The organism is Pseudomonas sp. LBUM1673 (assembly GCF_059695645.1).
The window spans coordinates 5,709,480-5,733,642 of the sequence record NZ_CP166780.1 but is presented as its reverse complement, the minus strand read 5'-3'; the positions used below and the strand labels follow the sequence as shown (position 1 = coordinate 5,733,642).

The window sequence follows — 24,163 nt, the reverse complement described above, 5'->3', positions numbered from 1 at the left end:
TAACGAATGTGCCTGCCCGTGGGCAGGCACTCCATGTTTTAGAATTCCTGTTGATGTGCCGGGGCGACCGGTTTTCTCGGCTGGAAGGTATAACCCACCTGACCGGACAACACCTTGTTCGCCCGTTGGATATCGATATCTTTTTCCCAACGGGCGATGGCCACGGTGGCGACGCAGTTGCCGATCAGGTTGGTCAGCGCCCGGCCGATGCCCATGAACCAGTCCACTGCCAGCACCAGTACCAGACCCACCACCGGAATCGCCGGGATGGCCGTCAGGGTTGCCGCGAGAATTACCAAGGCCGAGCCGGGAATACCGTGGGCACCTTTGGAGGTGATCAGCGATACCAGCAGAATCGTCAGCAGATCGGTCATGGCCAGCGGCGTGCCGGTGGCGTTGGCGATGAACACAATGGCCAGGGTCAGGTAGATCGAAAAACCATCAAGGTTGAACGAGTACCCGGTCGGAATCACCAACCCGACCGTGGAGCTGCCGATGCCCAGATGCTCAAGCTTGCGCATGATTTGCGGCAGCACGGCATCGGAAGAGGCTGTGCCCATGACGATCATCAGTTCTTCGCGCAGGTACTTGAGCAGCGGCCACATCTTCAGGCCCGAAAGGCGCATCACCAGGCCGAGAATCAGCGTCACGAACGCCACACAGGTCAGATAAAACAGGCCGACCAGATTGCCCAGGTGTTGCAGCGAGTCCAGGCCATATTTGCTGGTGGTGAAGGCGATGGCGCCGAATACGCCGATCGGCGCCAGGCGCACGATCATGCCCATGATGCGGAAGATCACGTGGCTCAGCTCATTGATCAGCCGGGAAATGCCCGACGCCGCTTCGCCCACCAGGTTCAGCGCGCTGCCGAACAGCACCGAAAACAGCAGGACTTGCAGAATGTTGTTCTCTGCGAAGGCGCCGATCACCGAGGTCGGGATCAGGTTCATCAGGAACTGAGTGGTGGTGTGCATGTGCTGACCGCGCTGGGTGATATCGCCCATGTCGGCGGCGGAGAGTTGCTCCAGATGAATGTTCGCACCGCTGCCGATGCCGGTAGTGAAGGCGAACACCAGACCGATCACCAGCGCGATGGTGGTCAGTATTTCGAAGTAGATCACCGATTTCAGGCCGATGCGTCCGACCTTCTTCAGGTCGCCGGCACCGCTGATGCCGCTGACCACCACGCAGAAAACGATCAGACCGATGAGCATCTTGATCAGTTTGATGAAGCCGTCGCCGAGGGGTTTGAGTTGGGCGGAGTATTCGGGAAGGGTCAGCCCGCAGACGATGCCGAGCATCAGTCCGAGAACCACTTGGAGGAAGATTGAACGCGAGCACCATCTGAGCATGGGAGGAATCCTGGTCGGTGTCCTGGCTGCCGTGCGCGAAGCGCATCAGATTCAGGACTTAATTATTGTGGTCTTACCGGTATGTCCAGTGCAGGCGCAGTCTATGCTGAGTATTTTCGGGATTACAAGTGAAAAAAGAAAAATTGGCATGACCGGTCTGACCAGTTATGCCGGTCCCGTTGAAGCTCAAAAGATCGCAGCCTTCGGCAGCGCCTGCATGGGATTACGTACACGTGTAGGCGCTGCGAAGGCTGCGATCTTTTAAGCTTTATGGCGGACGAAAAAAAACCGGCCATCACGTTGGCCGGTTTTTCCTTGCTGCGGTTTTGCGGGCTGATTAAGCGCCGTATACCGGCAGCTTCTTGCAGATAGCCTTGACCTTCTCACGAACGGCGTCGATCACCGCTTCGTTGTTCAGGTCAGCCAGGATGTCGCAGATCCAGCCGGCCAGCTCTTTGCACTCTGCTTCCTTGAAGCCGCGAGTGGTCACAGCCGGAGTACCGAAACGCAGACCGGAGGTGACGAACGGGGAGCGTGGATCGTTCGGTACCGAGTTTTTGTTCACGGTGATGAACGCTTTGCCCAGCGCGGCGTCGGCGTCTTTACCGGAGATTTCCTGCTTGATCAGCGACAGCAGGAACAGGTGGTTCTGAGTACCGCCCGACACCACGTCGAAACCGCGCTCGATGAACACGCCGGCCATGGCCTGGGCGTTTTTCACCACTTGTTGCTGGTAGGCCTTGAACTCAGGCTGCAGCGCTTCCTTGAAGCAGATCGCCTTGGCAGCGATCACGTGCTCCAGCGGGCCGCCCTGGGCGCCCGGGAATACCGCGGAGTTCAGCTTCTTCTCGATGTCGGCATTGGCGCGAGCCAGGATCAGGCCGCCACGTGGACCGCGCAGGGTCTTGTGGGTGGTGGTGGTCACCACGTCAGCGAAAGGCACCGGGTTCGGGTAGACGCCAGCGGCGACCAGCCCCGCAACGTGAGCCATATCAACAAAGAGGTAAGCGCCAACCTTGTCGGCGATAGCGCGAAAGCGTGGGAAGTCCAGGATCTGCGAGTAGGCAGAGAAACCGGCCACGATCATTTTCGGCTTGTGCTCAACGGCCAGGCGCTCGACTTCGTCGTAGTCGATCAGGCCATTGGCGTCGATGCCGTACTGAACGGCGTTGTACAGCTTGCCGGAGGACGAAACACTGGCACCGTGGGTCAGGTGACCGCCGTGCGCCAGGCTCATGCCCAGAATGGTGTCGCCTGCTTGCAGCAGGGCCAGGTAAACGGCGCTGTTGGCTTGCGAACCGGCGTGTGGCTGAACGTTGGCGTAATCGGCACCGAACAGCTCTTTGGCACGGTCGATGGCCAGTTGCTCGACCACGTCGACGAACTCGCAACCGCCGTAGTAGCGCTTGCCCGGGTAACCTTCGGCGTACTTGTTGGTCAGTACCGAGCCTTGAGCTTCCATCACCGCAGGGCTGGTGTAGTTTTCCGAAGCGATCAGCTCAATGTGTTCTTCCTGGCGCTGAGCTTCTTGCTCCATGGCGGCAAAGAGATCGGCGTCGTACTTGGCAATAGTCAAATCACGGCTGAACATGGCGGTCCTCAAGGATCGGGGCAGAAAAGGGGGGCATTCTAACTCAATGGGTTTTAGATGGCATATGAAAGGACATCATGTCGCAGACAAGTGGTGTTCATGCGCAGGATTTACGGTGTTTGTGGCGAGGGGGCTTGCCCCCGTTCGGCTGCGAAGCAGTCGTAATTTGCGCGAATGCGGTTTGTCTGAAGAATTGTCATCGCAGGTTTTGGGGCCGCTTCGCGGCCCAACGGGGGCAAGCCCCCTCGCCACAGTAGTTCCTCTTCAGTCCAACATGAACAAAGCATCATTGCTGAACTGCGCTTCGAATCGACTGGCCGGCATCGGTCGGCCGAACAGATAGCCCTGAACCTCATCGCAACCATGTTCACGCAGAAAGTCGAGTTGCTCGTGGGTTTCCACGCCTTCGGCGATCACCGCCAGATTGAGGCTGTGGGCCATGGCGATGATCGCCCGGGCAATTTGCGCATCCTGCTCACCCGAGGGCAGGCCGTCGACGAAGGTGCGGTCGATTTTCAGCACGTCGATCGGGAATTGCTTGAGGTAGTTGAGCGATGAATAACCGGTGCCGAAGTCGTCGACCGCAATGCTCAGGCCGAGGTTTTTCAACCCGGCGAGAATCTGCATCGCCTCGCTGACTTCGCGCATCAGAATACTTTCGGTCAACTCCAGCTCCAGGCACGCCGGCGGCAGGCCGGTTTCCTTGAGGATGGTGGCGATCCGTGTGCCAAGCTGTCCGTCGGAGAACTGCCGGGCCGAAATATTCACCGAGACCTTCGGCACCCGCACTTTGGTCTGGTGCCAGATCTTGAGCTGACGGCAGGCTTCGCTGATCACCCAGTCGCCGACATCCACCACCAGACCGAGTTCTTCGAGCACCGGAATGAAATCCCCCGGCGGCACCAGACCGCGACGAGGGTGGCGCCAGCGCAGCAGGGCTTCGGCGCCGGTCAGGCGTTTGCCGTCGCCGCTGAATTGCGGCTGGTAGTACAGCACGAATTCGTTTTGCTCCAGGGCATGGCGCAAGTCGCTTTCCAGTTCCAGACGCTCGAGGGCGCTGGCATTCATGTCAGCCTGATAGAACTGAAAGTTGTTCTTGCCGCGCTCCTTGGCGTGGTACATCGCCGTGTCGGCGTTTTTCATCAGCTGACTGAGTTCGCTGCCGTCCTGAGGGCTCAGGGCGATCCCGATACTGGCGGTGACGAAAAATTCGCGGCCTTCCAGGACGAACGGTTTCACCAGGCTGGCGAGGATTTGTTCGGCCACGTGAATCGCCCGGTTCAGCGCGATTTCCCGGTTGACCCGCGGTTGCAGCAGCAAGGTGAACTCATCGCCACCCATGCGCGCCACGGTGTCGTCCTCGTCGACGCAACCGAGCAGGCGCGTGGCCATTTCCTTGAGCATGCGGTCGCCGGCGGCATGGCCCAGGGAGTCGTTGATCGGCTTGAAGCGGTCCAGGTCGAGGAACATCAGCACCACCCAGGACTTCTGCCGTTCAGCCGATTGCAACGCGGTGTGCAGGCGATCCTGGAACAGCGTGCGATTGGGCAGGTGGGTCAGGGCATCGTAATAGGCGAGGCGGTGAATCCGTTGCTCACTGGCCTTGCGCTCGCTGATGTCGCTGAAGAAACACACGTAGCTGGCCAGATCGCCTTCGTCGTCGAGCACCGCTGTAATACCGACCCAGGCCGGGTAATGCTCGCCGTTGCGTCGCTTGAGCCAGACTTCGCCCTCCCAGGTGCTGTGCTGATGCAATTGCTTGAGCACATAACGCAGATGGGCTTCCTGCTGCTCATCGACGGTGAGCATATTCGGCAGTTGATCGAGAACCTGGGAAACTGCATAGCCGCTGACGCGACTGAACGCTTCGTTGGCCTGGACGATGTAGCCAGCCGGGTCAGTGATCAGAATCGCCGAGGTCGAGTGCTCGAATACCGTGGCCGCCATGCGCAAGTCTTTCTCGGCCCGGCGTTGCTGGCTGATGTCGCGACCGACCCCGAGCACGCCTTCGAAGGCGCCGTGTTCGTCCCAGACCAGCACCAGACGCAGCTCGATGGGGATCTTGCGCCCGTCGGCCCGCAGGCAGTCGAACAGAAACAGCTGGGTCTGCACCTGACTGCGCAGCAGTGCCAATTTTTCGGGTTTATCCAGCGCTTTGCTGACCCGGTCCAGCAGGCTGTAGATGCCGGTCAGTTGTTGCGGGTTGGCGATGGTCGATTGCCATCCGTTCTGGAATATCCAGTCGGCGTCGAAGCCCAGCACGGCTTGCACCGAGGGGCTGACGTAGTTGAGCGACATCTTGTTGTCGGTGGAGAAAATCACGTCGCTGATGCTTTCGGCAAGCATCCGGTAACGCTGCTCGCTGTCGCGCAGGGACTCACTGGCTTCGATCTGCTCGGTGATGTCCTTGGCCACGCCGATGATGCGCGTGACTTGATCGTGCTTGTCCCGCGCCAGGGCCTGTTCGCGAATGTCGAAACGCCGCCATTTGCCATCGCGATGACGGAAACGCAGCTGGCATTGCATCAATTGGGTGTAACCGGCGTGACGCTGGGACTGGCGCGAGCGGTGGTAGTAGTCGGCGTCCTCGGGGTGCAAGAGGATTTCCCAGAAATACTCGCCCATCTGGTGCAGTTCGGTGCGGTTGTAACCCAGCGTCTGCCCCAGGTGATGGTTGCTGAAGATCATCCGCTGGCTGATTACGTCTTGCACATACAGGTGATCCGGTACGGTACGCACCACGTCGGACCAGAACCCTTCGCGCTCCAGCAGCGACAACTCGATGAGTTTGCGGCTGGTGATGTCGCTGATGCTCAGGATCACCGCCCTGTAGTCGGCCTGATCTTCCGGCAGGCGCAGCACCAGCCACAAATGCTGGTCGCGGCCATTGGCGTCCTGGAGTTTGATTTCCAGCTCAAGCTGTTTCTGCTGGTGGAGCACCGCGTCGAGCACTTGATTGCCGATGGCCGTGCAGTCCAGCGGACAGCCGTCGATCAACAGTTTCCAGGCTTGATCGCAGGAATTGACATTGAGCAGTTGCAGGGCGACCTGGTTGACCTCGGTGATGCGCAACTCCTGCAGCAGTTGCTGGCGTTGCTCCGGTGTATCGAGCCAGGTCTTCAACTGCTCGCTGCTGTTGAGTTGAGCCTTGTCGAAAACATTTTTGAGCCCGGACAGGTCGAGCACGCACAGCGCAACGCCAGTGCCTTCGAAAATGTCCTGGTAGCGTCGGCGGCCTTCGTGCAACTGGCGTTGACGGCGACGAATGTTCAGCAGAACGATGAACGGCAACAGGGAAAAGGCCAGGCCCAGCAGGCATTTGCCGATGAACGCCGGCAGCAGTTGTTCGATCACTCTTTGTTGGTCGAACAGCCCGCGCAATTGCCAGTCGCTGCTGCTCAGGGGGACCGTCAGCACGCTGTTGGCCAGTTCATCGGGTGTCAGCACGGTCGGTTTGGCCGAGGGCTGGGCGTCATCGCGGCTGATGATTTGATGATTGATGCGGTTTTCCACCAGCCACTGGGGGCGGATGCCGACGTCGCCCTGTTTGGTCAGTGAGGCGAAAAACGCAGGCGTCAAGCGCAGGGCCCAATAACCGCGGCTGCTGCCGCTGGCCTGATGCAGGAGCAGGTGCACCACCGAGCCTTCGTCGGCATTGCTGAAATAGTGGGCTTGGGCGCGGCTGCGCTGGACCAGTTCGCTCAGGTAGTTGGCGTCCTGGCTGTCGGCGGCACTGTCGCTGAGGATTTTTCCGGAGGGACTGAGCAGCGCCAGGCTGCGCAAGTCAGGCAGCGATTGTTGCAGTTTGAGCAGCAACGCCTGCTGTTCGTCGGCGCTTTGCGGTTGTTCGATGATCGGTAGCAGATTGAGGGCGATCTGGGCATTGAGTGCCATGTTCAGGCTGACTTGCGAAGCCAGATCGGCGGTGTTGTCGATGGTGTACTGGCGCTGGTTTTTCTGGGTTTCGCGAAGTTGATCCAGCAGTTGCCAGAACAGCAGTGCGACCAGCAATAGCACGAGGGTCGCCAGCGCACCCTTCAAGGTTCCGCGCAGGGGCGAGCCGGTCGCAGAATTAAGTGCGCTCACGGACGATGGCGGAGAGACATTAGACAAACTGTAATCCTGCGATATGGCTGGACTGGCGCGACGTGCACTATAAGCCGGACGCCCGGAGGGCGGCTAGCATGCCTTGAGTTGTGGCGAAGTGCCAGTCACTCTCGGCTGGACTGCCTTCCGTCAATCAGGTAGCTTTGCCCGTTACGCGGGAGCGTTCCAGCTCCTAAACTCAGGCTTTTTCCGCGCGCCGGTATTGAGATTAATCAATCGCTTGCACTGCGCATGGCCTGGCCCGGGCTTCGCCCGCGCTTTAATTCATCAGTCACTGACCCTAGGTTCTCCATGGCTCAATACGTCTTCACCATGCATCGGCTGGGCAAAGTTGTTCCGCCGAAGCGGGAAATCCTGAAAAACATTTCGCTGTCGTTCTTCCCCGGCGCCAAGATCGGCGTCCTCGGCCTCAACGGTTCTGGTAAGTCCACGCTGCTGAAAATCATGGCCGGCGTCGACACTGAGTTCGATGGCGAAGCCCGTCCGATGCCGGACCTGAACATCGGCTACCTGCCACAAGAACCGATTCTGGACCCGGCCAAAACCGTGCGTGAAGTGGTCGAGGAAGCGGTCAGCGTGATCAAGGACGCCCAGGCGCGCCTGGACGAGGTCTACGCGGCCTACGCCGAGCCGGATGCCGACTTCGATAAACTGGCGGCCGAACAGGCCAAGCTCGAAGCCATCCTGCAGGCCAGCGATGGCCACAACCTGGATCGCCAACTGGAAGTCGCCGCCGATGCGCTGCGCCTGCCGGCCTGGGATGCCAAGGTCGAATTCCTGTCCGGTGGTGAAAAACGTCGTGTGGCCCTGTGCCGTCTGCTGCTGTCCGCACCCGACATGCTGCTGCTCGACGAACCGACCAACCACCTGGACGCCGATTCCGTCGCCTGGCTGGAGCACTTCCTGCACGATTTTCCGGGCACCGTGGTCGCGATCACGCACGACCGTTACTTCCTGGACAACGTTGCCGGCTGGATCCTCGAGCTCGACCGCGGCGCCGGTATCCCGTACGAGGGCAACTATTCGGGTTGGCTCGAAGCCAAGTCCGATCGTCTGGCGGCCGAATCCAAGCAGCAGTCGGCCCACGAAAAGGCCATGAAGGAAGAACTGGAGTGGGTGCGCAAAGGCGCCAAGGCCCGCCAGTCCAAATCCAAGGCTCGCCTGCAACGCTTCGAAGAAATGCAGTCGCAGGAATTCCAGAAACGCAGCGAAACCAACGAGATCTACATCCCGGCCGGTCCGCGCCTGGGTGACAAGGTCATCGAGTTCAAGAACGTCTCCAAGGGCTACGGCGATCGCGTGCTGATCGACAACCTGTCGTTCTCCATGCCTAAAGGCGCCATCGTTGGCGTGATTGGCGGTAACGGTGCCGGTAAATCGACCCTGTTCCGCATGCTGATGGGCAAGGAAACGCCGGATTCGGGCTCCATCGAAGTCGGCGAAACCGTGCAACTGGCGTGCGTCGATCAGAGCCGTGAAGACCTCGACGGCAGCAAGACGGTGTTCCAGCAGATCTCCGAAGGCTCCGACCAGATCCGCATCGGCAACTACGAGATCCCGTCGCGCACCTACGTCGGTCGCTTCAACTTCAAGGGTGGCGATCAGCAGAAGTTCGTCAAGGACCTGTCCGGTGGTGAGCGTGGTCGCTTGCACCTGGCCCTGACCCTGAAAGAGGGCGGCAACGTCCTGCTGCTCGACGAACCGTCCAACGACCTCGACGTTGAAACCCTGCGTTCCCTGGAAGAAGCCTTGCTGGACTTCCCGGGCGCCGCCATTGTGATCTCTCACGATCGGTGGTTCCTTGACCGCGTCGCGACTCACATCCTGGCGTACGAAGACGACTCGCAAGCGGTGTTCTTCGAAGGTAACTACACCGAGTACGAAGCCGATCGCAAGAAACGCCTCGGCGAAGCGGCTTCCCAGCCGCACCGTGTACGGCACAAGAAACTGGCCTGATTTCAGGTTGGCTGGATAAAAAACGGAGCCCTTCGGGGCTCCGTTTTTTTTATGGGTATTCAGTAAGACCGAGTCGCGGCCTTCGCGGGCAAGCCTCGCTCCTATGGATATCACCGTCTGTGGGAGCGAGGCTTGCCCGCGAAGACGGTCTGAAGGTCACCCCGCCTCTATGGCCAACACCTCAATCACCAAATCCCCCGCCGGCCGCTTCCACAACACTTCATCGCCCACCTGCGCCCCGAGCAGTGCCCGCCCCAGCGGCGAACTCCAGTTGATCAACCCATGGGCGGCATCCGCCTGGTCTTCTCCGACCAATTGCACGCGCTGCTCATGATCGTGTTCGTCGGCAAAGGTCACCCAGTTGCCGATCTGCACTTTGTCGATCGAGGAGGCCTGTGCGACCACCTGGGCGCTTTGCAGGCGTTGCTTGAAGTAGCGCCAGTCACGATCGAGGTCGGCCTGACGCTGCTTATCGGCCAGGTCACCTTTGGCACTTTCCTCGTCGAGCAGATTTTGCAGCTCGGCGACTTTCGCCTGAAGCTGCGCGAGACCGGCTGGCGTGACGTAATTGGGCTGCGCGCTGACCTGCCGTTCGACTGGCTGATCGGCTTGCGCGGCGGCGTTATCTTCATTGACGAAGGCGCGACTCATGTTTTTCTCCCGTTATAGGGGGTTGGGCCATGGTCGCAGGCTTTAAGTTTCGACGAATGTCTGTAAACGACTTATTGCGAGCGATAGGCTCGCGCGGCGTCCCGGTCTTTCTGTTGTTGCCAGGCCCGTTCGCGCTCATCCCAATGGCGTTCCCTGTACTCGTTGCGATCCTCGTTTTCCCGCATGGCCTGGCACTGGCGAAAGCCATCGGTCCAGCCTTCGGCGTATTGCTTGTCCTTGAGGTACCGCGGGACGTTTTTGCGAAACTCGCCGGTGATCGCCCCGGCGGCTTGCCGGCCACTGCTGCAACCGTCATCGAAGCCATCGGCGAACGCCGGCGGATAACCCTTGGCGATCAGATCCTCATGGGTCGACTGGCACCCTGTGATCAAAACCAACAACCCCAACACACCCACGCAACGCCACATCTCGGACTCCTGGGCCGTTCAACGGCCTATAAGGGAAGTCTAGAAGCGGATTTGTCGGGTGTATGTGAAAGGCTTGTGATTAATCTGTGGGGTAGCGCAAATCCCTTGTGGGAGCGAGCCTGCTCGCGATGGCGGTGGAACAGGCAGCATGGATGTTGAATGTGATGGCCTCATCGCGAGCAGGCTCGCTCCCACAGGGGGCAGATCAATAGTGATACCACTTCACCTCAAGCATCACTTCGTTTTCGGGGGAGGCCAGGTGGCTGAATTCGCGTTGAGCACTCAGGCGCACACCCAGATTTCGCGACAGTTCCCACTGCTGGTTAAGGCTCACGCTGCGGCGCACTTCGCCATTGGTGAAGTAATCGCCCTTGGCTTCCAGGCTGAGGTTGCCCAGCGGGTTTTTCCACAGCAGGCCGCTGTTGAAGCCCGCCGCCAGGGCGATGAAACCCGCGAAGTCGTTGTTATGTTCCACGCGCACGGTGCCCAAGGCGAAACCGAGCATGTCGTCACCCAGTTGCCAGGTTCCGCCGCCACCACCGTTGACATGGCTGACCAGGGTTTCGTCATCATGCTTGCCCGGTACACGTTCCAGGCCACCGGTGACTTGCCACGACAGCGGCTGCAACAATTCATTGCGAGGAGTCAGCGAGCGGATGGTCGCCAGATCCAGTTGCTGCAATTGCCAGTCATTGCCTTCGTACTGACGCAGCTTCATCTGCAGGATTTCGATCTGCGCGCCGAGGGGGAAGCTTTCGGCGTTGTCATTGAGGTCGTGATAGGCCATGCGCAGGCCATATTCGCCGAAGGCCTGGTCGCCCCGGGTGCCGATGCCAGCCTGCCAGGTGCGGGACTCGTGGCCGTCTTCGGGCAGGCCGGGTTGCGGTATCTCCAGTTCCGGGGGCGGGTTTTGATTGATTGCGCGCAGCAGTTCGAAACTGCGCTGCGCCCGTTGCGGATCACGTTCCTGTCCGTTGGCGCGATAGCGTTCCAGACGATAGGCCGCATCGATGATCAACGCCTGACGGTCGCGAGGTTGAGCCTTGAACGCCGGATTCTGTAGTTGCTTCTGATCGGCGCTGACGTTGAGCACACAATCCTGCTCTTCGGAAGTTAATGGCTCGGCACGGCTCAGCAGCTCACGTTCACGGGACGGGCGATATTCGATCGATTCCACCAGCCCGGCCTCTTTCACCGCTTTGACCGTATCGGTGGGGATCGCGGTCAACGGGAATTTCTCGGTCAAATGCAGGCTCGGACGCGCCACTTGCAGCAGCTCAAGCAGGCGGTAGGAGCAGTTTTCGTCGAAGAAAAAGTAATCGAACTGGATCTGCTTGAGTTCCCAGACGTGCTCGACCATGCGCTCGGTTTCTTGCTGGGTCAGGTTCAGGCGGTATTCCCATAGATCGCGGTTCTCGAGGCTGCGGTATTCCGAGAGCTTTTCCTGATACGGCACCAGCGCGAACAGCCCTGGGTAGCCGCCCATCAAGCCTTTCCACGCATACAGAATGCTGTTGTCCGAACCTTCGATGTAGGCACCGAAGTTGATCGCGTAACTGAGCAGCGACGTCTTGTCGCTCTGCACACCGGCCTGATCGATGCGCAGCAAGGTGTGGCCGAACATCGACGACGGGCTGTTCAGGTAGGCCGCCGGGAAAATCATCACCGCGCTGTGGGGCGAAACGTCCTTGAACCATTGCTTGAACTCAGCACAGTCCGGCGTCGGCAGATTGCTCAGCTCAAGTTGCGCCTTGAGCCAGCGGGTGCGGGCCGGATAGACGCATTGGGCATGCTGCTCGCCGGCACTGGCAGGGGCATACAGTGCCTGCACGGTCGCCGCCAGCTCATGGTCGGGGTGTTCGTTGCCATCGGGGGCGAGAAAGAATTTTTTGTCGCTGACATAACTGCGCCAGCCACCGAGCTTGGCGGTTTCGTAATGACCCAGGGAAATCCAGAAGGGGGTGTTGGCCAGTTGCTGCAAACGTTGATTGTCGATGTATGGCGCGGCGGACAGCGGGGCGCAGACACAGAGCGCCAGCCAGGCAAGGCGTTTGAGCATAGTGGGCAACTTAAGTCGAAAGAAACAAAGACCCAAAGGGGCAGGCCAAAAAAGGGCCAGGTTCAAAAAATAAAACCCGCTCCCCAAAGGGAGCGGGCCGGTCGAGCTTAAGCTTGAGTGGCGTACTTGGCCAGACGAGGGTCGCTTTTCAGCACGGCCAGGGTGTTGGTATGCACGTCTTCAGCGGTCACATCAGCTTTGCTGAAGATTTGCTGGAAGTGCTGATGAGTCACCGCGGCGAAATGCGCACGGTCTTCCGGCGCCACGCCCAGTACCACTGCGTAAGTGGTCAGCGCTTCGCCCTGACCTTTAGCCATGTCTTCAGACAGCTCGTTCATCATGCCATTCATGGCAATCCAGGATTTTCCGCCATAGGTCAGCGACGCATTGGTCGAGCAACCGTTGGTACCGGAGGTCATACCGAAGGTTGCATTACCGGAAGTGCCGTTGGTGGTGGATGCCAGGAAGTGTGCTGGGGTGCCACGTTGACCTTCGAACAGCAGGTTGCCCCAACCACAGTCCGGGCCGCCTGGCGCCTGAGCCATGGCGTTGATGGATACAGCGGTGAAGAGAGTACCGAGAAGAATCCGTTTCATAGCTATGTTCTCTTTGTGTGCATACCAATGGACAGGGTGCTGGCCCCTAATGGCGCCAGTGGGCCGGTTATTAGTTCCAGCCGCGCGGTTTGGAGTTTAGGCATGTTCCGGGGGTTGCGTAACCTTTTGCGAAACATTCCTTGAAAACATTGATTTTGACCCGCTCGGCCCGGAGCTGACGATTTGTCTAAGCTTTGGCTTGAGGCGCGCCTTGCCAGTGAGGTGCGGGCAGCGCCAGAATGCCGCTATCTGCCCCGCCTGATGTAAGGAAGCCCGATGCCTGATCCTGTTGCTGCCAGCTTGCGTCTAGCGCCTGAAGCGCTGACCCGTCCGTTTTCCGCTGAACAGTTCAGCTTCTCCACCACCAATGATCTGGAGCCCTTCCGCGGTGTGCTTGGCCAGGAACGTGCGGTCGAAGCCTTGCAGTTCGGTGTGGCCATGCCACGCCCCGGTTACAACGTGTTCGTCATGGGCGAGCCCGGCACCGGCCGGTTTTCGTTCGTCAAACGCTACCTCAAGGCCGAAGGCAAACGCCTGCAGACCCCGGCGGACTGGGTCTATGTCAATAATTTCGATGAACCGCGCGAGCCTCGTGCCCTGGAATTGCCGTCGGGCACCGCCGGGGCTTTCATCGGCGACATCAACGGCTTGATCGACAACCTGCTGGCGACCTTTCCGGCCGTGTTCGAGCACCCGTCCTATCAGCAGAAAAAAAGCGCCATCGACCGCGCTTTCAACCAGCGTTATGACCGTGCACTGGATGTGATCGAACGTCTGGCGCTGGAGAAAGAGGTCGCGCTCTACCGCGACAGCAGCAACATCGCCTTCACCCCGATGAGCGAAGGCAAGGCACTGGATGAGGCTGAGTTCGCCCAGTTGCCGGAAGCCGAGCGCGAACGCTTTCATGACGACATTTCCGGGCTGGAAGAGCGGCTGAACGAAGAACTCGCCAGCCTGCCGCAATGGAAGCGCGAGTCGAGCAATCAACTGCGTCAGCTCAACGAAGAAACCATCACCCTGGCCTTGCAGCCATTGCTCGCGCCGCTGTCGGAAAAGTACGCGGAAAACGCAGGCGTCTGCGGTTACCTGCAAGCGATGCAGGTTTACCTGCTCAAGACGGTGGTCGAGCAACTGGTGGACGACGGCAAGACCGACGCCATCGCCCGTAAAATGCTCGAAGAGCAATACGCCCCGAGTCTGGTGGTCGGTCATCCGGCCAACGGCGGCGCGCCAGTGGTGTTCGAGCCGCACCCGACCTACGACAACCTGTTCGGTCGCATCGAATACAGCACCGATCAGGGCGCGCTCTACACCACCTATCGGCAGCTGCGACCGGGTGCGTTGCACCGGGCCAACGGCGGTTTCCTGATCCTCGAAGCGGAAAAAATGCTCAGTGAGCCGTTCGTGTGGGATGCGCTCAAGCGCGCCTTGCAATCGCGCAAGCTGAAAATGGAATCGCCGCTGGGTGAGTTGGGCCGTCTGGCCACCGTGACGCTGTCACCGCAACACATTCCGTTGCAGGTCAAAGTCGTCATCATCGGTGCCCGGCAGCTCTACTACACGTTGCAAGACCTCGATCCGGACTTCCAGGAGATGTTCCGTGTCCTGGTGGATTTTGATGAAGACATCCCGATGGTCGACGAGAGTCTGGAGCAGTTCGCCCAGTTGCTCAAAACCCGTACGTCCGAGGAAGGCATGGCGCCGCTGACCGCCGATGCGGTGGCGCGCCTGGCGACTTACAGCGCGCGTCTGGCAGAACATCAGGGGCGTCTGTCGGCGCGGATCGGCGATTTGTTCCAACTGGTCAGCGAGGCGGATTTCATTCGTGACCTGGCGGGTGACGACATGACCGACGCCGGGCACATCGAGCGTGCGCTCAAGGCCAAGGCGACCCGCACCGGGCGCGTTTCGGCACGGATTCTCGATGACATGTTGGCGGGGATCATTCTGATCGACACCGATGGCGCAGCTGTCGGCAAGTGCAACGGACTGACGGTGCTGGAAGTCGGTGATTCGGCCTTCGGGATACCGGCGCGGATTTCCGCCACGGTTTATCCAGGTGGTAGCGGCATCGTCGACATCGAGCGCGAGGTCAACCTCGGCCAGCCGATCCACTCCAAAGGCGTGATGATCCTCACCGGGTATCTGGGCAGCCGTTATGCCCAGGAATTCCCGCTGGCGATTTCCGCGAGCATCGCCCTGGAGCAGTCCTACGGTTATGTCGACGGCGACAGCGCTTCTCTGGGCGAGGCATGCACGCTGATCTCGGCCTTGTCGAAAACCCCGCTCAAGCAGTGCTTTGCGATTACCGGTTCGATCAACCAGTTCGGTGAAGTACAGGCGGTGGGTGGGGTCAACGAGAAGATCGAAGGTTTCTTCCGACTTTGCGAAGCCCGCGGTTTGACGGGCGAGCAAGGGGCGATCATCCCTCAGGCTAACGTCGCCACGCTGATGCTCGACGAGAAGGTGCTGGCGGCGGTACGCGCGGGGCAGTTCCATGTCTATGCGGTGCGCCAGGCCGACGAGGCCTTGAGCCTGTTGGTCGGCGAGCCGGCTGGTGAGCCGAATGAGGACGGCCAGTTCCCTGAGGGTAGCGTCAACGCGCGGGTGGTGGAACGCTTGCGGGTGATCGCGGAAATGATCAGCGACGAAGACCTCAAGGAGGCCGAAAAGGAGTTGGCGCAGGAAGCAATGCTGGAAATCAAACCGGCCTGACGCAACCCCCATGTGGGAGCGGGCTCGCTCCCACAGGGTTTGTATTCAATGCAAAAAAAAGCGCCGTCAAAATGGCGTCAATATTCACACGGTGACCACTCGGCGCCTTCTGGTCTCGGTTCGCGTGCGGGCCGAACTTTTCTTCTATTCTCTGCTCAAGGATATCGACAGTTATCACTGGATCGAGACAGCCTTCCCGTGGAGGCTGAATACCGGATCTACCGAGGGTCGCCGCCATGTCGCGCAACCTCTGTCTCACCCGTCAATGCCTGGGTCTTGTGACCCGTATCGAATGTGCCATCCGCCCATTGGCGGGGGATACGGGCATGTGGACCTTGCTTTTTGCCGCCGGAATGGCCGGCGAACAACCTTCAGCCATCAAGGCCCAAGGGCCGTTCCGTGGGCCGGTCGTGGCTGAATCGATCCTCGACACCATCGTTGAAAGTCTGACCCTGCATGGCTACGAGCTGGCCGATGACCCGCAAATCTGGTGCCTGCATCTACAAGCCCAATTGCGAGAGATCAACGGTGGTCGTTACCGCAACCTTGGCGGCCCCGAATTTCGGCCCGAGCACTGAACAGGCTATTGATCAAGATTGCCTGACTCAGCCTTGTCGAGTTTGACCTCGAAACCGTATTGCACGGTGGTGAGGTTGGTTCGCTGATAAGTTTCCAGACGTGTGGGCTGGCCATAGAAGTAATGCACAGCGAATAGCGCCGGGCCTTGCGCGCTCGCGTCGTGGCTGACTGAAAGAATCTCCTTCAGATAGTTGCCACTGTCGTCCTTGGCGAAAAAACGCCAGTCCTGGGCCGCAAACAGCTTCAAATCCACCACCAACGCATTCCCTTTGAGCTCCAGGCCTTTGGGCAATTGGCGGGCGTCGTACGATTGCTGGTCGACAGTCGCCAGGAACAGCGGCATTGAGCCCACTGCATAGGCCGGTGTTTCTGCAAACAGATTCAGGTCATAGGTAATGTTGCTGCGTAGCGGGTCGATCTGGTAGGCCTCTGGTGGCAACTCGATCGGCCCATCGCGCTGGCCTTTGCTGTCTTGGGTAAAGAACGTCACCGGGCTTTCGCCGGGATTGAAAGAGGTGCCGAGCAGTTCGTCATTGAAGCTTCTGGGGTGATAGAACTCGATGCGCGCGGCGCTAGGGTCATCGACCGACTGGCTGATGCTGATGCTCTTTTTCAGTTGTTCCTCGCTCAGCGTTGCGCCCTTGAGCCAGGTCGCGGCCTGGTCGTCATACACCACCACCACCGGCAAGGTCAGTGGCTGGAGGGTTTTTTCCGTGGTGTGCGGGTCGAAGCGGCGTACCGGCAAGTCCAGGTCCTTGTGGGTCACCGTGACCGTCGAGAAGTCCAGCAGGCTGACTTCGAGGGTCTCGATCGGCCCATTGAAGTACACCTTGGTGTAATGCCGGGTTTGTTGCTTTTCAAATGCACGCTGATCGTCATCAAGCTGTTTTTCGAACGCTTCACTCCAGGCTTTCTGCTGTTGCATTTGCGCCAGTTGTTTTTGATAGAACGCAATTTGCGCGGCGGTTTCGTTGATTGCGCCAGAGCGAGAGAGGAATTGCCCGGTGGCGTCCCTGGCCTGGACGATCAGCGGGTTGAGCGATGTATCGCGGACCTCGGGGGGCAGTGGTGCGCTGTTACTGAATTCGATTTCGGCATGGTTTTTTTCAAGCTTCAGCAGGGTGACACTGAGATTGTCGTTGGTGCGAGTCTGTCCGATGTCCTTTTTCGTCAGGTCGAAGCTGTAGAGCCGGCGCGGGGCGATGACTTCCACCTTGCCTTGCAGGCTCACCGGTTGTGGTTGGCTCTGCTTGTCCACATCCAGGCCTTCGATGAAGGGGTAAGTCACTGTCAAATCATCGGGGTTGGTCAGGTTGGAGCTCGACGGGCTCAGTTGAATGCCGGGATCGGTTTCCGACCATTCCGGCTGAAACGCGATGACGCGCTTGTTGCTCAGGGTCACCGATTGCCATTCCAGGCCATGAGGAAACAGAAACGCGCCTGGAGTGTTGAAGTTGAAGGGAAATACCGGTTGCAGGTCGGTCAGGTAGTCCGAGCTGGACTCCTTGTGCAGCACGAACAGGCCGTTGATGTAGGTGTCGACCAGCGCTTGGGGCGTGGGGTAGTGCTTGAGCATGGCGAGGGCGTCTTCGCCGTATTCGGTCACCACCGGTTTGCTGTCGAGCTTGAGTTGCGCGCGCTCGAGCAATAACAATGAACCACCGAGCTCGGCCACGGCATTCTTGAGTTTCGGATCCTCGATCGCCTCCAGGGACTGTTCGAACTGCGCGGTCTTTTCTTCGAGGCTGACCTGGCGTTTCTCATCGCTGGGTGAACAACCACCAAGCAGCAATGCGAGGCAAAGTCCGGCGCTCGTTAAAGGCAATCGCACATCCATTCCAGTCTTCCCGCCCGACGTCGCTGACCTGTCAATGATCTGGACACTAGCAGAAAAACTTTGTCACACACACGCAGGTTGCGGATTTTCCGGCGGTTTCTGGGTGTAACAGGTGGCTGTTATACTCGCCGCCATTTCCAGCCCCTTGTGTGAGATTCAATGGAACGCTTTATCGAAAATGCAATGTACGCCTCCCGCTGGTTACTGGCGCCGATCTATTTCGGTTTGTCCCTGGGCTTGCTGGCGTTGGCACTGAAATTCTTCCAGGAAGTCTTCCACGTCATTCCTAACGTGTTCTCGATGGCCGAGTCGGATCTGATTCTGGTCCTGCTGTCGCTGATCGACATGGCGCTGGTGGGCGGCTTGCTGGTGATGGTGATGATCTCCGGGTATGAGAACTTCGTTTCTCAACTGGATATCGACGACAGCAAGGAAAAGCTCAACTGGCTAGGCACCATGGATTCGTCTTCGTTGAAGATGAAGGTCGCGGCTTCCATCGTGGCGATTTCGTCCATCCACCTGCTGCGGATCTTCATGGACGCCAAGAACGTCGATCCCGAGCATTTGAAGTGGTACGTGGTCATTCACATGACCTTCGTGGTGTCGGCGTTTGCCATGGGCTATCTGGACAAGCTGACCAAGCACTGATCTGCACAATCCTTTGTAGGAGCGAGGCTTGCCCGTGAAGAGGCCGTGTCAGTCGATATAAGTGTTGCCTGTTACGCCGCCTTCGCGGGCAAGTCGGATCGCCGCACCGCTCGCTCCTACAAGAAGCGGTGTGAAACAGACGGGCGGTGTCGCTTGTAGCTTGTACTTTGGCCCGTCGAGGCATATCCATGTAGAGATCCTGGCTCGCCACAGCGTGAGGTGCGCTTATGACTCTGCAAGAATTGAATGCGTATGCCATCGCCGGAAAGATCGATGAGCTGAACCTGATCTCGATGGAAGGCGTGTTCTACGTGCTGGAATCTCGGATGCATGGCGCGGCGTATCCATTGCTCGATGCCCATGGCGAGATATTGCAGCTGCGCTCGGTCGAGCATGCGCGTGAAGTGCTTCACGCCTGTCCCAAGTCATTCAACGTTGTACATACCCCGGCTCATGACGAAATGTGCGGTGCCAGCGCCGAGGAAAGCCCGAAAGTACCGAGCACCTTCCGTTCTGTGTAACAGCGCTGACACCGCTCATCAACGTGACGGCATCTGTGCTAGTCTGCTCGCCCTTTTGATTCCGGGCGCTCCGGGATGCGCTGTGTACGCACGGCAAGTTCCAGGGCCGTCCGCACAGCGGAGCAGTGTCATGTCCGAAGTAAATCTGTCCACCGACGAAACCCGCGTCAGCTACGGCATCGGCCGTCAGCTGGGCGACCAGTTGCGTGACAACCCGCCACCGGGTGTGAGCCTGGACGCGATCCTGGCTGGCCTGACTGACGCGTTCGCCGGCAAGCCAAGCCGTGTGGGTCAGGAAGAAATGTCCGCCAGCTTCAAGGTGATTCGCGAAATCATGCAAGCCGAAGCTGCAGCCAAGGCTGAAGCCGCTGCTGGCGAAGGTCTGGCTTTCCTGGCTGAAAACGCCAAGCGCGAAGGCATCACCACCCTGGCTTCCGGCCTGCAATTCGAAGTACTGACCCAAGGCGAAGGCGCCAAGCCGACCCGTGAAGATCAAGTGCGCACTCACTACCACGGCACCCTGATCGACGGCACTGTGTTCGACAGCTCCTACGATCGTGGTCAGCCTGCAGAATTCCCGGTTGGCGGCGTCATCGCTGGCTGGACCGAAGCCCTGCAACTGATGAACGCCGGCAGCAAATGGCGTCTGTACGTGCCGAGCGAACTGGCTTACGGCGCTCAAGGCGTTGGCAGCATTCCGCCGCACAGCGTACTGGTATTCGACGTCGAACTGCTCGACGTTCTGTAATCCTGTAATCCCGTAATCCCGTAATCCTGTAATCCTGTAATCCTGTAGGAGCGAGGCTTGCCCGCGAGGGCATCAACTCGGTTTCAAGCTCAAATCGAGTTGCCTGTTTCGCGAGCAAGCTTCGCTCCTACAGAGATTTACAGTGTTACTCATATCTCGATCTTGTTATGCAGCTCATTCGTCGGGCGCAACGCCCGGGCATAGCAGAACAGAAACAGATTACGCACCAGTTCCTTGAGTACCACCGGCTCACTGGAACTCAGGCCGTTGACGTCCAGATCACCCTGATCCTGCAGCTCGTTCAAGGCTTCTTCTTCAAGCACCGCACAGACTTCCCCGGTTTCCCGATGCAGGATCCTGAGGTAAGGATGTGGTCGGTCCAGCCAGGCATCGATCAAATAAGTCATGGGTCTCATCTCCATTGATTGGTTTCAATGAGAATAATTCTTATTCATCAAATAGCAAGGGCCTATTGGCAGTTTGTATTTTTTTATGGGTAAAGATTGCGTAAGGTCAAAACGGCTGGCGTTTGGCTATTGCGAGGAAAGATTGGGCGAAGCGGGGGAGAGCGGAGCACCATCCCGCGCCGGGCGCGGGATGGAATACAGCAAGTTCAGACTTTTCTGACGAACTCGGATTTGAGCTTCATCGGGCCGATGCCGTCGATCTTGCAGTCGATGTCGTGGTCGCCATCGCACAGGCGGATGTTCTTGACCTTGGTGCCGACCTTGACCACCAGCGACGTGCCTTTGACCTTGAGGTCCTTGATCACGGTGATGGTGTCACCGTCCTGCAGGACATTGCCGACCGAATCCTTTTTCACGGTGTCATCGGACGCCACTTCGGCTTCACCACTGGCGGACCATTCGTGGGCGCACTCCGGGCAGATCAGCTGCGCGCCGTCTTCATAGGTGTATTCGGAATTGCATTTCGGGCAGGGTGGCAACGTGCTCACTAAGGCTCCTTGGATTCAGGATGGCTAAAAAGCGCACATTATATAGGGTTTTTAGGGGAGGGGGGTGAAGCGATTATCCTGTGGGAGCGGGCCCGCTCCCACAAGGGATGGTGGTTGTCAGTGCGTGCGGGCTACCGCAAACTCACTCAATTCCACCAACGCATCGCGGTATTCGCTGGCGGGCAGGGCGTCGAGGCACTTGATCGCACGGGCCACGTAGTCGCGGGCCAGTTGCGCGGTGTAATCCAGTGAGCCGGAAGCTTCGACGGCTTCGCGAATGCTTTCCAGATCTTCGATGCCACCTTTCTGGATCGCCTGACGAACCAGTGCGGCCTGCTCCGGAGTGCCTTCGCGCATGGTGTAGATCAGTGGCAGAGTCGGTTTACCTTCGGCCAGATCGTCACCGACGTTCTTGCCCAGGGTTTCGGCGTCGCCACGGTAGTCCAGCAGGTCGTCGACCAATTGGAAGGCCACGCCCAGGTGATCGCCGAAGGTACGCAGCGCTTCGCTCTGTTCCGGCGAGGCACCGGCCAGGGCCGCGGCACTGTGGGTCGAGGCTTCGAAGAGCATCGCGGTTTTGCCGCGGATGACTTCCATGTAGGTTTCTTCGGTGGTGCTGGCGTCGCGAACCTTCGACAGTTGCAACACTTCGCCTTCAGCGATGATGCGCGTGGCTTGCGAAAGGATTTTCATCACCGGCATGGAGCCCAGTTCGACCATCATTTCGAAGGAGCGCGAATACAGGAAATCGCCCACCAGCACGCTCGGCGCGTTGCCCCACATGGCGTTGGCGGTCGAGCGGCCACGGCGCATGCCGGACATGTCGACGACGTCGTCATGCAGCAGGGTGGCGGTGTGCAGGAACTCGATGGTCGCGGCCAGCAGACGCAGGTCATCGCCTTCGCGGCCCAGTGCCTTGCCACATAGCAGCACCAACAACGGGCGCAGGCGTTTACCGCCAGCCGAGGTAATGTAGTCGCCGATTTTCGATACCAGCGGCACTCGGGAAGTCAGCTGCTTCTTGATGATGCCGTCGACGGCGTTAAAATCGTCCGCCACCGCGCGGTAGAAAGCTTGGGGTTGCATCAGTGACAGTTGCTCCAGAAGGGTTGCGCGGCATGCTAGGACCCACGTCGGCGGGTGTCAAGGCGCGATGGACGGCCACTTGCAACGCCCAGGCAGCTTGCGTACAATCGCGCACCCTGAACTTCCTGGGCAGCACCTGCCTTACGCAATTGCAAGCGGGCCTTCCAGCCCCATGCAGCCATGCCAGCCAATACCTCTTCTTATAAAGAGCTGGGTGAGCAGGATTATCGGAGAAATACCATGTCTTATGCAGTAATCGTTACTGGTGGCAAGCAATACAAGGTCGCCCCAGGTGAATACCTGAAGATCGAAAAACTGGAAATCGCTACCGGCGAATCCGTGACTTTTGATCGCGTTCTGTTGGTTGCCAATGGCGACGACGTGAATATCGGCGCTCCAGTTGTTCCTGGCGCTACCGTTGTGGCTGAAGTGATCTCCCAAGGTCGTCACGATAAAGTCCGCATCATCAAGTTCCGTCGCCGTAAGCACCACATGAAGCGTATGGGCCACCGCCAGTGGTACACCGAGATCAAAATCACCGGTATTCAGGCTTAATTTCAGCCTAATTCCTCACTAGGAGAATTGAACTCATGGCACACAAAAAAGCTGGTGGTAGTACCCGTAACGGTCGCGACTCAGAAGCCAAACGCCTTGGCGTGAAGATGTATGGCGGCCAGGTTATCATTCCGGGCAACATCATCGTGCGTCAGCGCGGCACCCAATTCCACGCTGGCTACGGCGTTGGCATGGGCAAGGATCACACTCTGTTCGCTAAAATCGACGGCGTGATCAAGTTCGAAGTAAAAGGCGCCTTCGGTCGTCGTTACGTGAGCATTGTCCCGAAGACTGACGTCGTCGCGGCATAATTACGTAGTTGCTGGAAAAGCCCTGTCTTGCGACGGGGCTTTTTCGTTTGTGGGGTGAGTCTCTTGCAAAGCTGTTTGTGATGGGCTCCAGCGCTGTATTGGCGGTCGTTGATTGAGGTCGCTGCGCTCATTTTTGCAAGAGTCTTATGTCTTGGTTGTTTTTCGGCTCGTCCGTATGGCGAGAGGCGTTTTGTTATGAAGTTTGTTGATGAAGTATCGATTCGAGTAAAGGCTGGCGACGGTGGTAACGGTTGCATGAGTTTCCGTCGGGAAAAATTCATCGAGAACGGCGGCCCGAACGGCGGTGACGGTGGTGATGGCGGCTCGGTCTTCATGATCGCCGACGAAAACCTGAACACCCTGGTGGACTACCGTTACACCCGGCACTTCGATGCCGAGCGCGGCTCCAACGGTGGCAGCACCGACTGCACCGGCAAGAAAGGTGAAGATCTGGTCCTGCGGGTGCCGGTCGGTACCACGGTAATCGATTCTGCCACCCAGGAAGTCATCGGCGACCTGACCAAGGCCGGTCAGCGTCTGCTCGTGGTTCAGGGCGGTTGGCACGGTCTGGGTAACACTCGTTTCAAATCCAGTACCAACCGCGCGCCGCGCCAGACCACGCCGGGTAAGCCGGGTGAGCAGCGTGACCTGAAGCTGGAAATGAAGGTGTTGGCGGACGTCGGCCTGCTCGGTTTGCCGAATGCCGGCAAAAGTACCTTCATTCGCTCGGTATCGGCCGCCAAGCCGAAAGTCGCCGACTACCCGTTCACCACGCTGGTGCCGAACCTGGGTGTGGTCAGCGTCGATCGCTGGAAGAGCTTCGTGGTCGCGGATATTCCGGGTCTGATCGAAGGCGCTTCCGACGGCGCGGGCCTGGGGATTCGTTTCCTCAAGCATTTGTCGCGTACCCGTCTGCTGCTGCATCTCGTGGACATGGCGCCGCTGGATGACGCCAGCGCCCCGGATGCTGCTGAGGTGATCGTTAGCGAGCTGACCAAGTTCAGCCCGTCCCTGGCGGAGCGTGATCGTTGGTTGGTGCTGAACAAGTGCGACCAGATCCTTGAGGAAGAGCACGATGCTCGCGTCAAGGAAATCGTTGATCGCCTGGAGTGGACTGGTCCGGTCTATGTGATCTCGGCCATCTCCAAGTTGGGCACCGAGCGTCTGTGCCGCGACATCATGCGTTACATGGAAGATCGTGCCGATCGCCTGGCTAACGACCCGGCCTACAAAGAAGAGTTGGCCGACCTCGATCAGCGCATCGAAGACGAGGCCCGTGCTCAGTTGCAGGCGCTGGACGATCAGCGTGCCCTGCGTCGCAGTGGCGTGAAGTCGGTCCATGACATCGGCGATGATGATTGGGATGAAGAAGATGTGGATGACGAAGACGGTCCGGAAATCATTTACGTGCGTGACTGATTCGTTGCGATAAACTTAAGCGCCGCTCACCAGAGCGGCGTTTTAGTAT

General features: G+C 58.9%; 21 protein-coding genes. 10 read left to right on the top strand and 11 right to left on the bottom strand.

All coding sequences use genetic code 11. The features are described from left to right. Window positions 1–38: 38 nt before the first annotated feature. Window positions 39–1,352, bottom strand: a complete 1,314-nt coding sequence (locus ACA044_RS26275; protein WP_497443925.1) for a C4-dicarboxylate transporter DctA — start codon at window positions 1,350–1,352, stop codon at window positions 39–41. Between ACA044_RS26275 and ACA044_RS26270 the strand changes: the two genes are divergently transcribed. Continuing rightward, on the top strand, window positions 1,351–1,617 hold the full coding sequence (locus ACA044_RS26270) for a hypothetical protein (protein WP_497443924.1): 267 nt from the start codon (window positions 1,351–1,353) through the stop codon (window positions 1,615–1,617). The genes ACA044_RS26275 and ACA044_RS26270 overlap by 2 nt on opposite strands. Before the next feature lie 72 nt (window positions 1,618–1,689). Here ACA044_RS26270 and glyA read toward each other — a convergent pair whose 3' ends face one another. Beyond that, complete coding sequence (gene glyA, locus ACA044_RS26265) at window positions 1,690–2,943, bottom strand: serine hydroxymethyltransferase (protein WP_030129473.1); 1,254 nt, start codon at window positions 2,941–2,943, stop codon at window positions 1,690–1,692. A gap of 264 nt (window positions 2,944–3,207) precedes the next feature. Then, window positions 3,208–7,056, bottom strand: coding sequence for a sensor domain-containing protein (locus ACA044_RS26260; protein ID WP_497443923.1), 3,849 nt, complete (start codon window positions 7,054–7,056; stop codon window positions 3,208–3,210). Window positions 7,057–7,341: 285 nt separating this feature from the next. Here ACA044_RS26260 and ettA point away from each other — a divergent pair, with 285 nt between their 5' ends. Beyond that, window positions 7,342–9,006: an energy-dependent translational throttle protein EttA gene (ettA, locus tag ACA044_RS26255; protein WP_497443922.1), complete on the top strand. Its 1,665-nt coding sequence runs from the start codon at window positions 7,342–7,344 to the stop codon at window positions 9,004–9,006. 156 nt (window positions 9,007–9,162) lie between these two features. Here ettA and ACA044_RS26250 read toward each other — a convergent pair whose 3' ends face one another. The 4 genes from ACA044_RS26250 to ACA044_RS26235 form a co-directional block, all read right to left on the bottom strand. After that, a complete protein-coding gene (locus ACA044_RS26250; RefSeq protein ID WP_497443921.1) occupies window positions 9,163–9,657 on the bottom strand; it encodes a GreA/GreB family elongation factor in 495 nt (164 codons plus the stop codon). Window positions 9,658–9,728: 71 nt separating this feature from the next. Further along, the gene (locus ACA044_RS26245; protein ID WP_007938453.1) at window positions 9,729–10,085 is read right to left on the bottom strand and encodes a hypothetical protein; all 357 of its coding nucleotides are present in this window, start codon (window positions 10,083–10,085) and stop codon (window positions 9,729–9,731) included. Window positions 10,086–10,290: 205 nt separating this feature from the next. Further along, window positions 10,291–12,144: an Lnb N-terminal periplasmic domain-containing protein gene (locus tag ACA044_RS26240; protein WP_497443920.1), complete on the bottom strand. Its 1,854-nt coding sequence runs from the start codon at window positions 12,142–12,144 to the stop codon at window positions 10,291–10,293. A 107-nt stretch (window positions 12,145–12,251) separates the two neighbouring features. After that, the gene (locus ACA044_RS26235; protein ID WP_497443919.1) at window positions 12,252–12,740 is read right to left on the bottom strand and encodes a DUF3015 domain-containing protein; all 489 of its coding nucleotides are present in this window, start codon (window positions 12,738–12,740) and stop codon (window positions 12,252–12,254) included. 276 nt (window positions 12,741–13,016) lie between these two features. Between ACA044_RS26235 and ACA044_RS26230 the strand changes: the two genes are divergently transcribed. Further along, window positions 13,017–15,455 (top strand): Lon protease family protein, encoded by a 2,439-nt coding sequence (locus tag ACA044_RS26230; protein WP_497443918.1) that lies wholly within the window; start codon window positions 13,017–13,019, stop codon window positions 15,453–15,455. Between the two features lie 236 nt (window positions 15,456–15,691). Further along, complete coding sequence (locus ACA044_RS26225) at window positions 15,692–16,033, top strand: PA4575 family protein (protein ID WP_497443917.1); 342 nt, start codon at window positions 15,692–15,694, stop codon at window positions 16,031–16,033. A 5-nt stretch (window positions 16,034–16,038) separates the two neighbouring features. Here ACA044_RS26225 and ACA044_RS26220 read toward each other — a convergent pair whose 3' ends face one another. After that, the gene (locus ACA044_RS26220; RefSeq protein WP_497443916.1) at window positions 16,039–17,871 is read right to left on the bottom strand and encodes a hypothetical protein; all 1,833 of its coding nucleotides are present in this window, start codon (window positions 17,869–17,871) and stop codon (window positions 16,039–16,041) included. 159 nt (window positions 17,872–18,030) lie between these two features. Between ACA044_RS26220 and ACA044_RS26215 the strand changes: the two genes are divergently transcribed. The 3 genes from ACA044_RS26215 to bamJ all read left to right on the top strand — a co-directional run bounded on the left by ACA044_RS26215 (window position 18,031) and on the right by bamJ (window position 19,788). Continuing rightward, window positions 18,031–18,519, top strand: coding sequence for a TIGR00645 family protein (locus ACA044_RS26215; protein WP_007901849.1), 489 nt, complete (start codon window positions 18,031–18,033; stop codon window positions 18,517–18,519). A gap of 227 nt (window positions 18,520–18,746) precedes the next feature. After that, complete coding sequence (locus tag ACA044_RS26210) at window positions 18,747–19,040, top strand: DUF6482 family protein (protein WP_497443915.1); 294 nt, start codon at window positions 18,747–18,749, stop codon at window positions 19,038–19,040. A gap of 130 nt (window positions 19,041–19,170) precedes the next feature. Next, window positions 19,171–19,788: a BamJ family beta-barrel-assembly machinery protein gene (gene bamJ, locus ACA044_RS26205; RefSeq protein ID WP_007901858.1), complete on the top strand. Its 618-nt coding sequence runs from the start codon at window positions 19,171–19,173 to the stop codon at window positions 19,786–19,788. A 149-nt stretch (window positions 19,789–19,937) separates the two neighbouring features. On the opposite strand, the gene ACA044_RS26200 is transcribed toward bamJ, so the two are convergent. The 3 genes from ACA044_RS26200 to ACA044_RS26190 all read right to left on the bottom strand — a co-directional run bounded on the left by ACA044_RS26200 (window position 19,938) and on the right by ACA044_RS26190 (window position 21,829). Further along, the gene (locus ACA044_RS26200; RefSeq protein WP_007938432.1) at window positions 19,938–20,195 is read right to left on the bottom strand and encodes a PA4570 family protein; all 258 of its coding nucleotides are present in this window, start codon (window positions 20,193–20,195) and stop codon (window positions 19,938–19,940) included. 206 nt (window positions 20,196–20,401) lie between these two features. Continuing rightward, complete coding sequence (locus ACA044_RS26195; RefSeq protein WP_007901863.1) at window positions 20,402–20,743, bottom strand: zinc ribbon domain-containing protein YjdM; 342 nt, start codon at window positions 20,741–20,743, stop codon at window positions 20,402–20,404. A gap of 117 nt (window positions 20,744–20,860) precedes the next feature. Beyond that, complete coding sequence (locus ACA044_RS26190) at window positions 20,861–21,829, bottom strand: polyprenyl synthetase family protein (RefSeq protein ID WP_497443914.1); 969 nt, start codon at window positions 21,827–21,829, stop codon at window positions 20,861–20,863. A 240-nt stretch (window positions 21,830–22,069) separates the two neighbouring features. Here ACA044_RS26190 and rplU point away from each other — a divergent pair, with 240 nt between their 5' ends. The 3 genes from rplU to cgtA all read left to right on the top strand — a co-directional run bounded on the left by rplU (window position 22,070) and on the right by cgtA (window position 24,114). After that, window positions 22,070–22,384 carry a 50S ribosomal protein L21 gene (gene rplU / locus ACA044_RS26185; RefSeq protein WP_007901869.1) on the top strand — a complete coding sequence of 105 codons (315 nt, stop codon included), beginning with the start codon at window positions 22,070–22,072 and terminating at the stop codon, window positions 22,382–22,384. A 35-nt stretch (window positions 22,385–22,419) separates the two neighbouring features. Further along, window positions 22,420–22,695, top strand: coding sequence for a 50S ribosomal protein L27 (rpmA, locus tag ACA044_RS26180; protein ID WP_007901871.1), 276 nt, complete (start codon window positions 22,420–22,422; stop codon window positions 22,693–22,695). Between the two features lie 195 nt (window positions 22,696–22,890). After that, window positions 22,891–24,114 carry an Obg family GTPase CgtA gene (gene cgtA / locus ACA044_RS26175; protein WP_497443913.1) on the top strand — a complete coding sequence of 408 codons (1,224 nt, stop codon included), beginning with the start codon at window positions 22,891–22,893 and terminating at the stop codon, window positions 24,112–24,114. Window positions 24,115–24,163: the final 49 nt, after the last annotated feature.

Excerpts from the sequence above, each read along its gene's own strand:
- ACA044_RS26230 (WP_497443918.1), top strand. The coding sequence starts at position 13,017 with ATGCCTGATCCTGTTGCTGCCAGCTTGCGTCTAGCGCCTGAAGCGCTG.
- ACA044_RS26275 (WP_497443925.1), bottom strand. The coding sequence starts at position 1,352 with ATGCTCAGATGGTGCTCGCGTTCAATCTTCCTCCAAGTGGTTCTCGGA.
- ACA044_RS26225 (WP_497443917.1), top strand. The coding sequence starts at position 15,692 with ATGTCGCGCAACCTCTGTCTCACCCGTCAATGCCTGGGTCTTGTGACC.
- rpmA (WP_007901871.1), top strand. The coding sequence starts at position 22,420 with ATGGCACACAAAAAAGCTGGTGGTAGTACCCGTAACGGTCGCGACTCA.
- ettA (WP_497443922.1), top strand. The coding sequence starts at position 7,342 with ATGGCTCAATACGTCTTCACCATGCATCGGCTGGGCAAAGTTGTTCCG.
- ACA044_RS26235 (WP_497443919.1), bottom strand. The coding sequence starts at position 12,740 with ATGAAACGGATTCTTCTCGGTACTCTCTTCACCGCTGTATCCATCAAC.
- glyA (WP_030129473.1), bottom strand. The coding sequence starts at position 2,943 with ATGTTCAGCCGTGATTTGACTATTGCCAAGTACGACGCCGATCTCTTT.
- ACA044_RS26215 (WP_007901849.1), top strand. The coding sequence starts at position 18,031 with ATGGAACGCTTTATCGAAAATGCAATGTACGCCTCCCGCTGGTTACTG.
- ACA044_RS26210 (WP_497443915.1), top strand. The coding sequence starts at position 18,747 with ATGACTCTGCAAGAATTGAATGCGTATGCCATCGCCGGAAAGATCGAT.
- ACA044_RS26220 (WP_497443916.1), bottom strand. The coding sequence starts at position 17,871 with ATGGATGTGCGATTGCCTTTAACGAGCGCCGGACTTTGCCTCGCATTG.
- ACA044_RS26190 (WP_497443914.1), bottom strand. The coding sequence starts at position 21,829 with ATGCAACCCCAAGCTTTCTACCGCGCGGTGGCGGACGATTTTAACGCC.
- ACA044_RS26200 (WP_007938432.1), bottom strand. The coding sequence starts at position 20,195 with ATGACTTATTTGATCGATGCCTGGCTGGACCGACCACATCCTTACCTC.
- bamJ (WP_007901858.1), top strand. The coding sequence starts at position 19,171 with ATGTCCGAAGTAAATCTGTCCACCGACGAAACCCGCGTCAGCTACGGC.
- ACA044_RS26245 (WP_007938453.1), bottom strand. The coding sequence starts at position 10,085 with ATGTGGCGTTGCGTGGGTGTGTTGGGGTTGTTGGTTTTGATCACAGGG.
- cgtA (WP_497443913.1), top strand. The coding sequence starts at position 22,891 with ATGAAGTTTGTTGATGAAGTATCGATTCGAGTAAAGGCTGGCGACGGT.
- ACA044_RS26240 (WP_497443920.1), bottom strand. The coding sequence starts at position 12,144 with ATGCTCAAACGCCTTGCCTGGCTGGCGCTCTGTGTCTGCGCCCCGCTG.
- rplU (WP_007901869.1), top strand. The coding sequence starts at position 22,070 with ATGTCTTATGCAGTAATCGTTACTGGTGGCAAGCAATACAAGGTCGCC.
- ACA044_RS26250 (WP_497443921.1), bottom strand. The coding sequence starts at position 9,657 with ATGAGTCGCGCCTTCGTCAATGAAGATAACGCCGCCGCGCAAGCCGAT.
- ACA044_RS26270 (WP_497443924.1), top strand. The coding sequence starts at position 1,351 with ATGGGAGGAATCCTGGTCGGTGTCCTGGCTGCCGTGCGCGAAGCGCAT.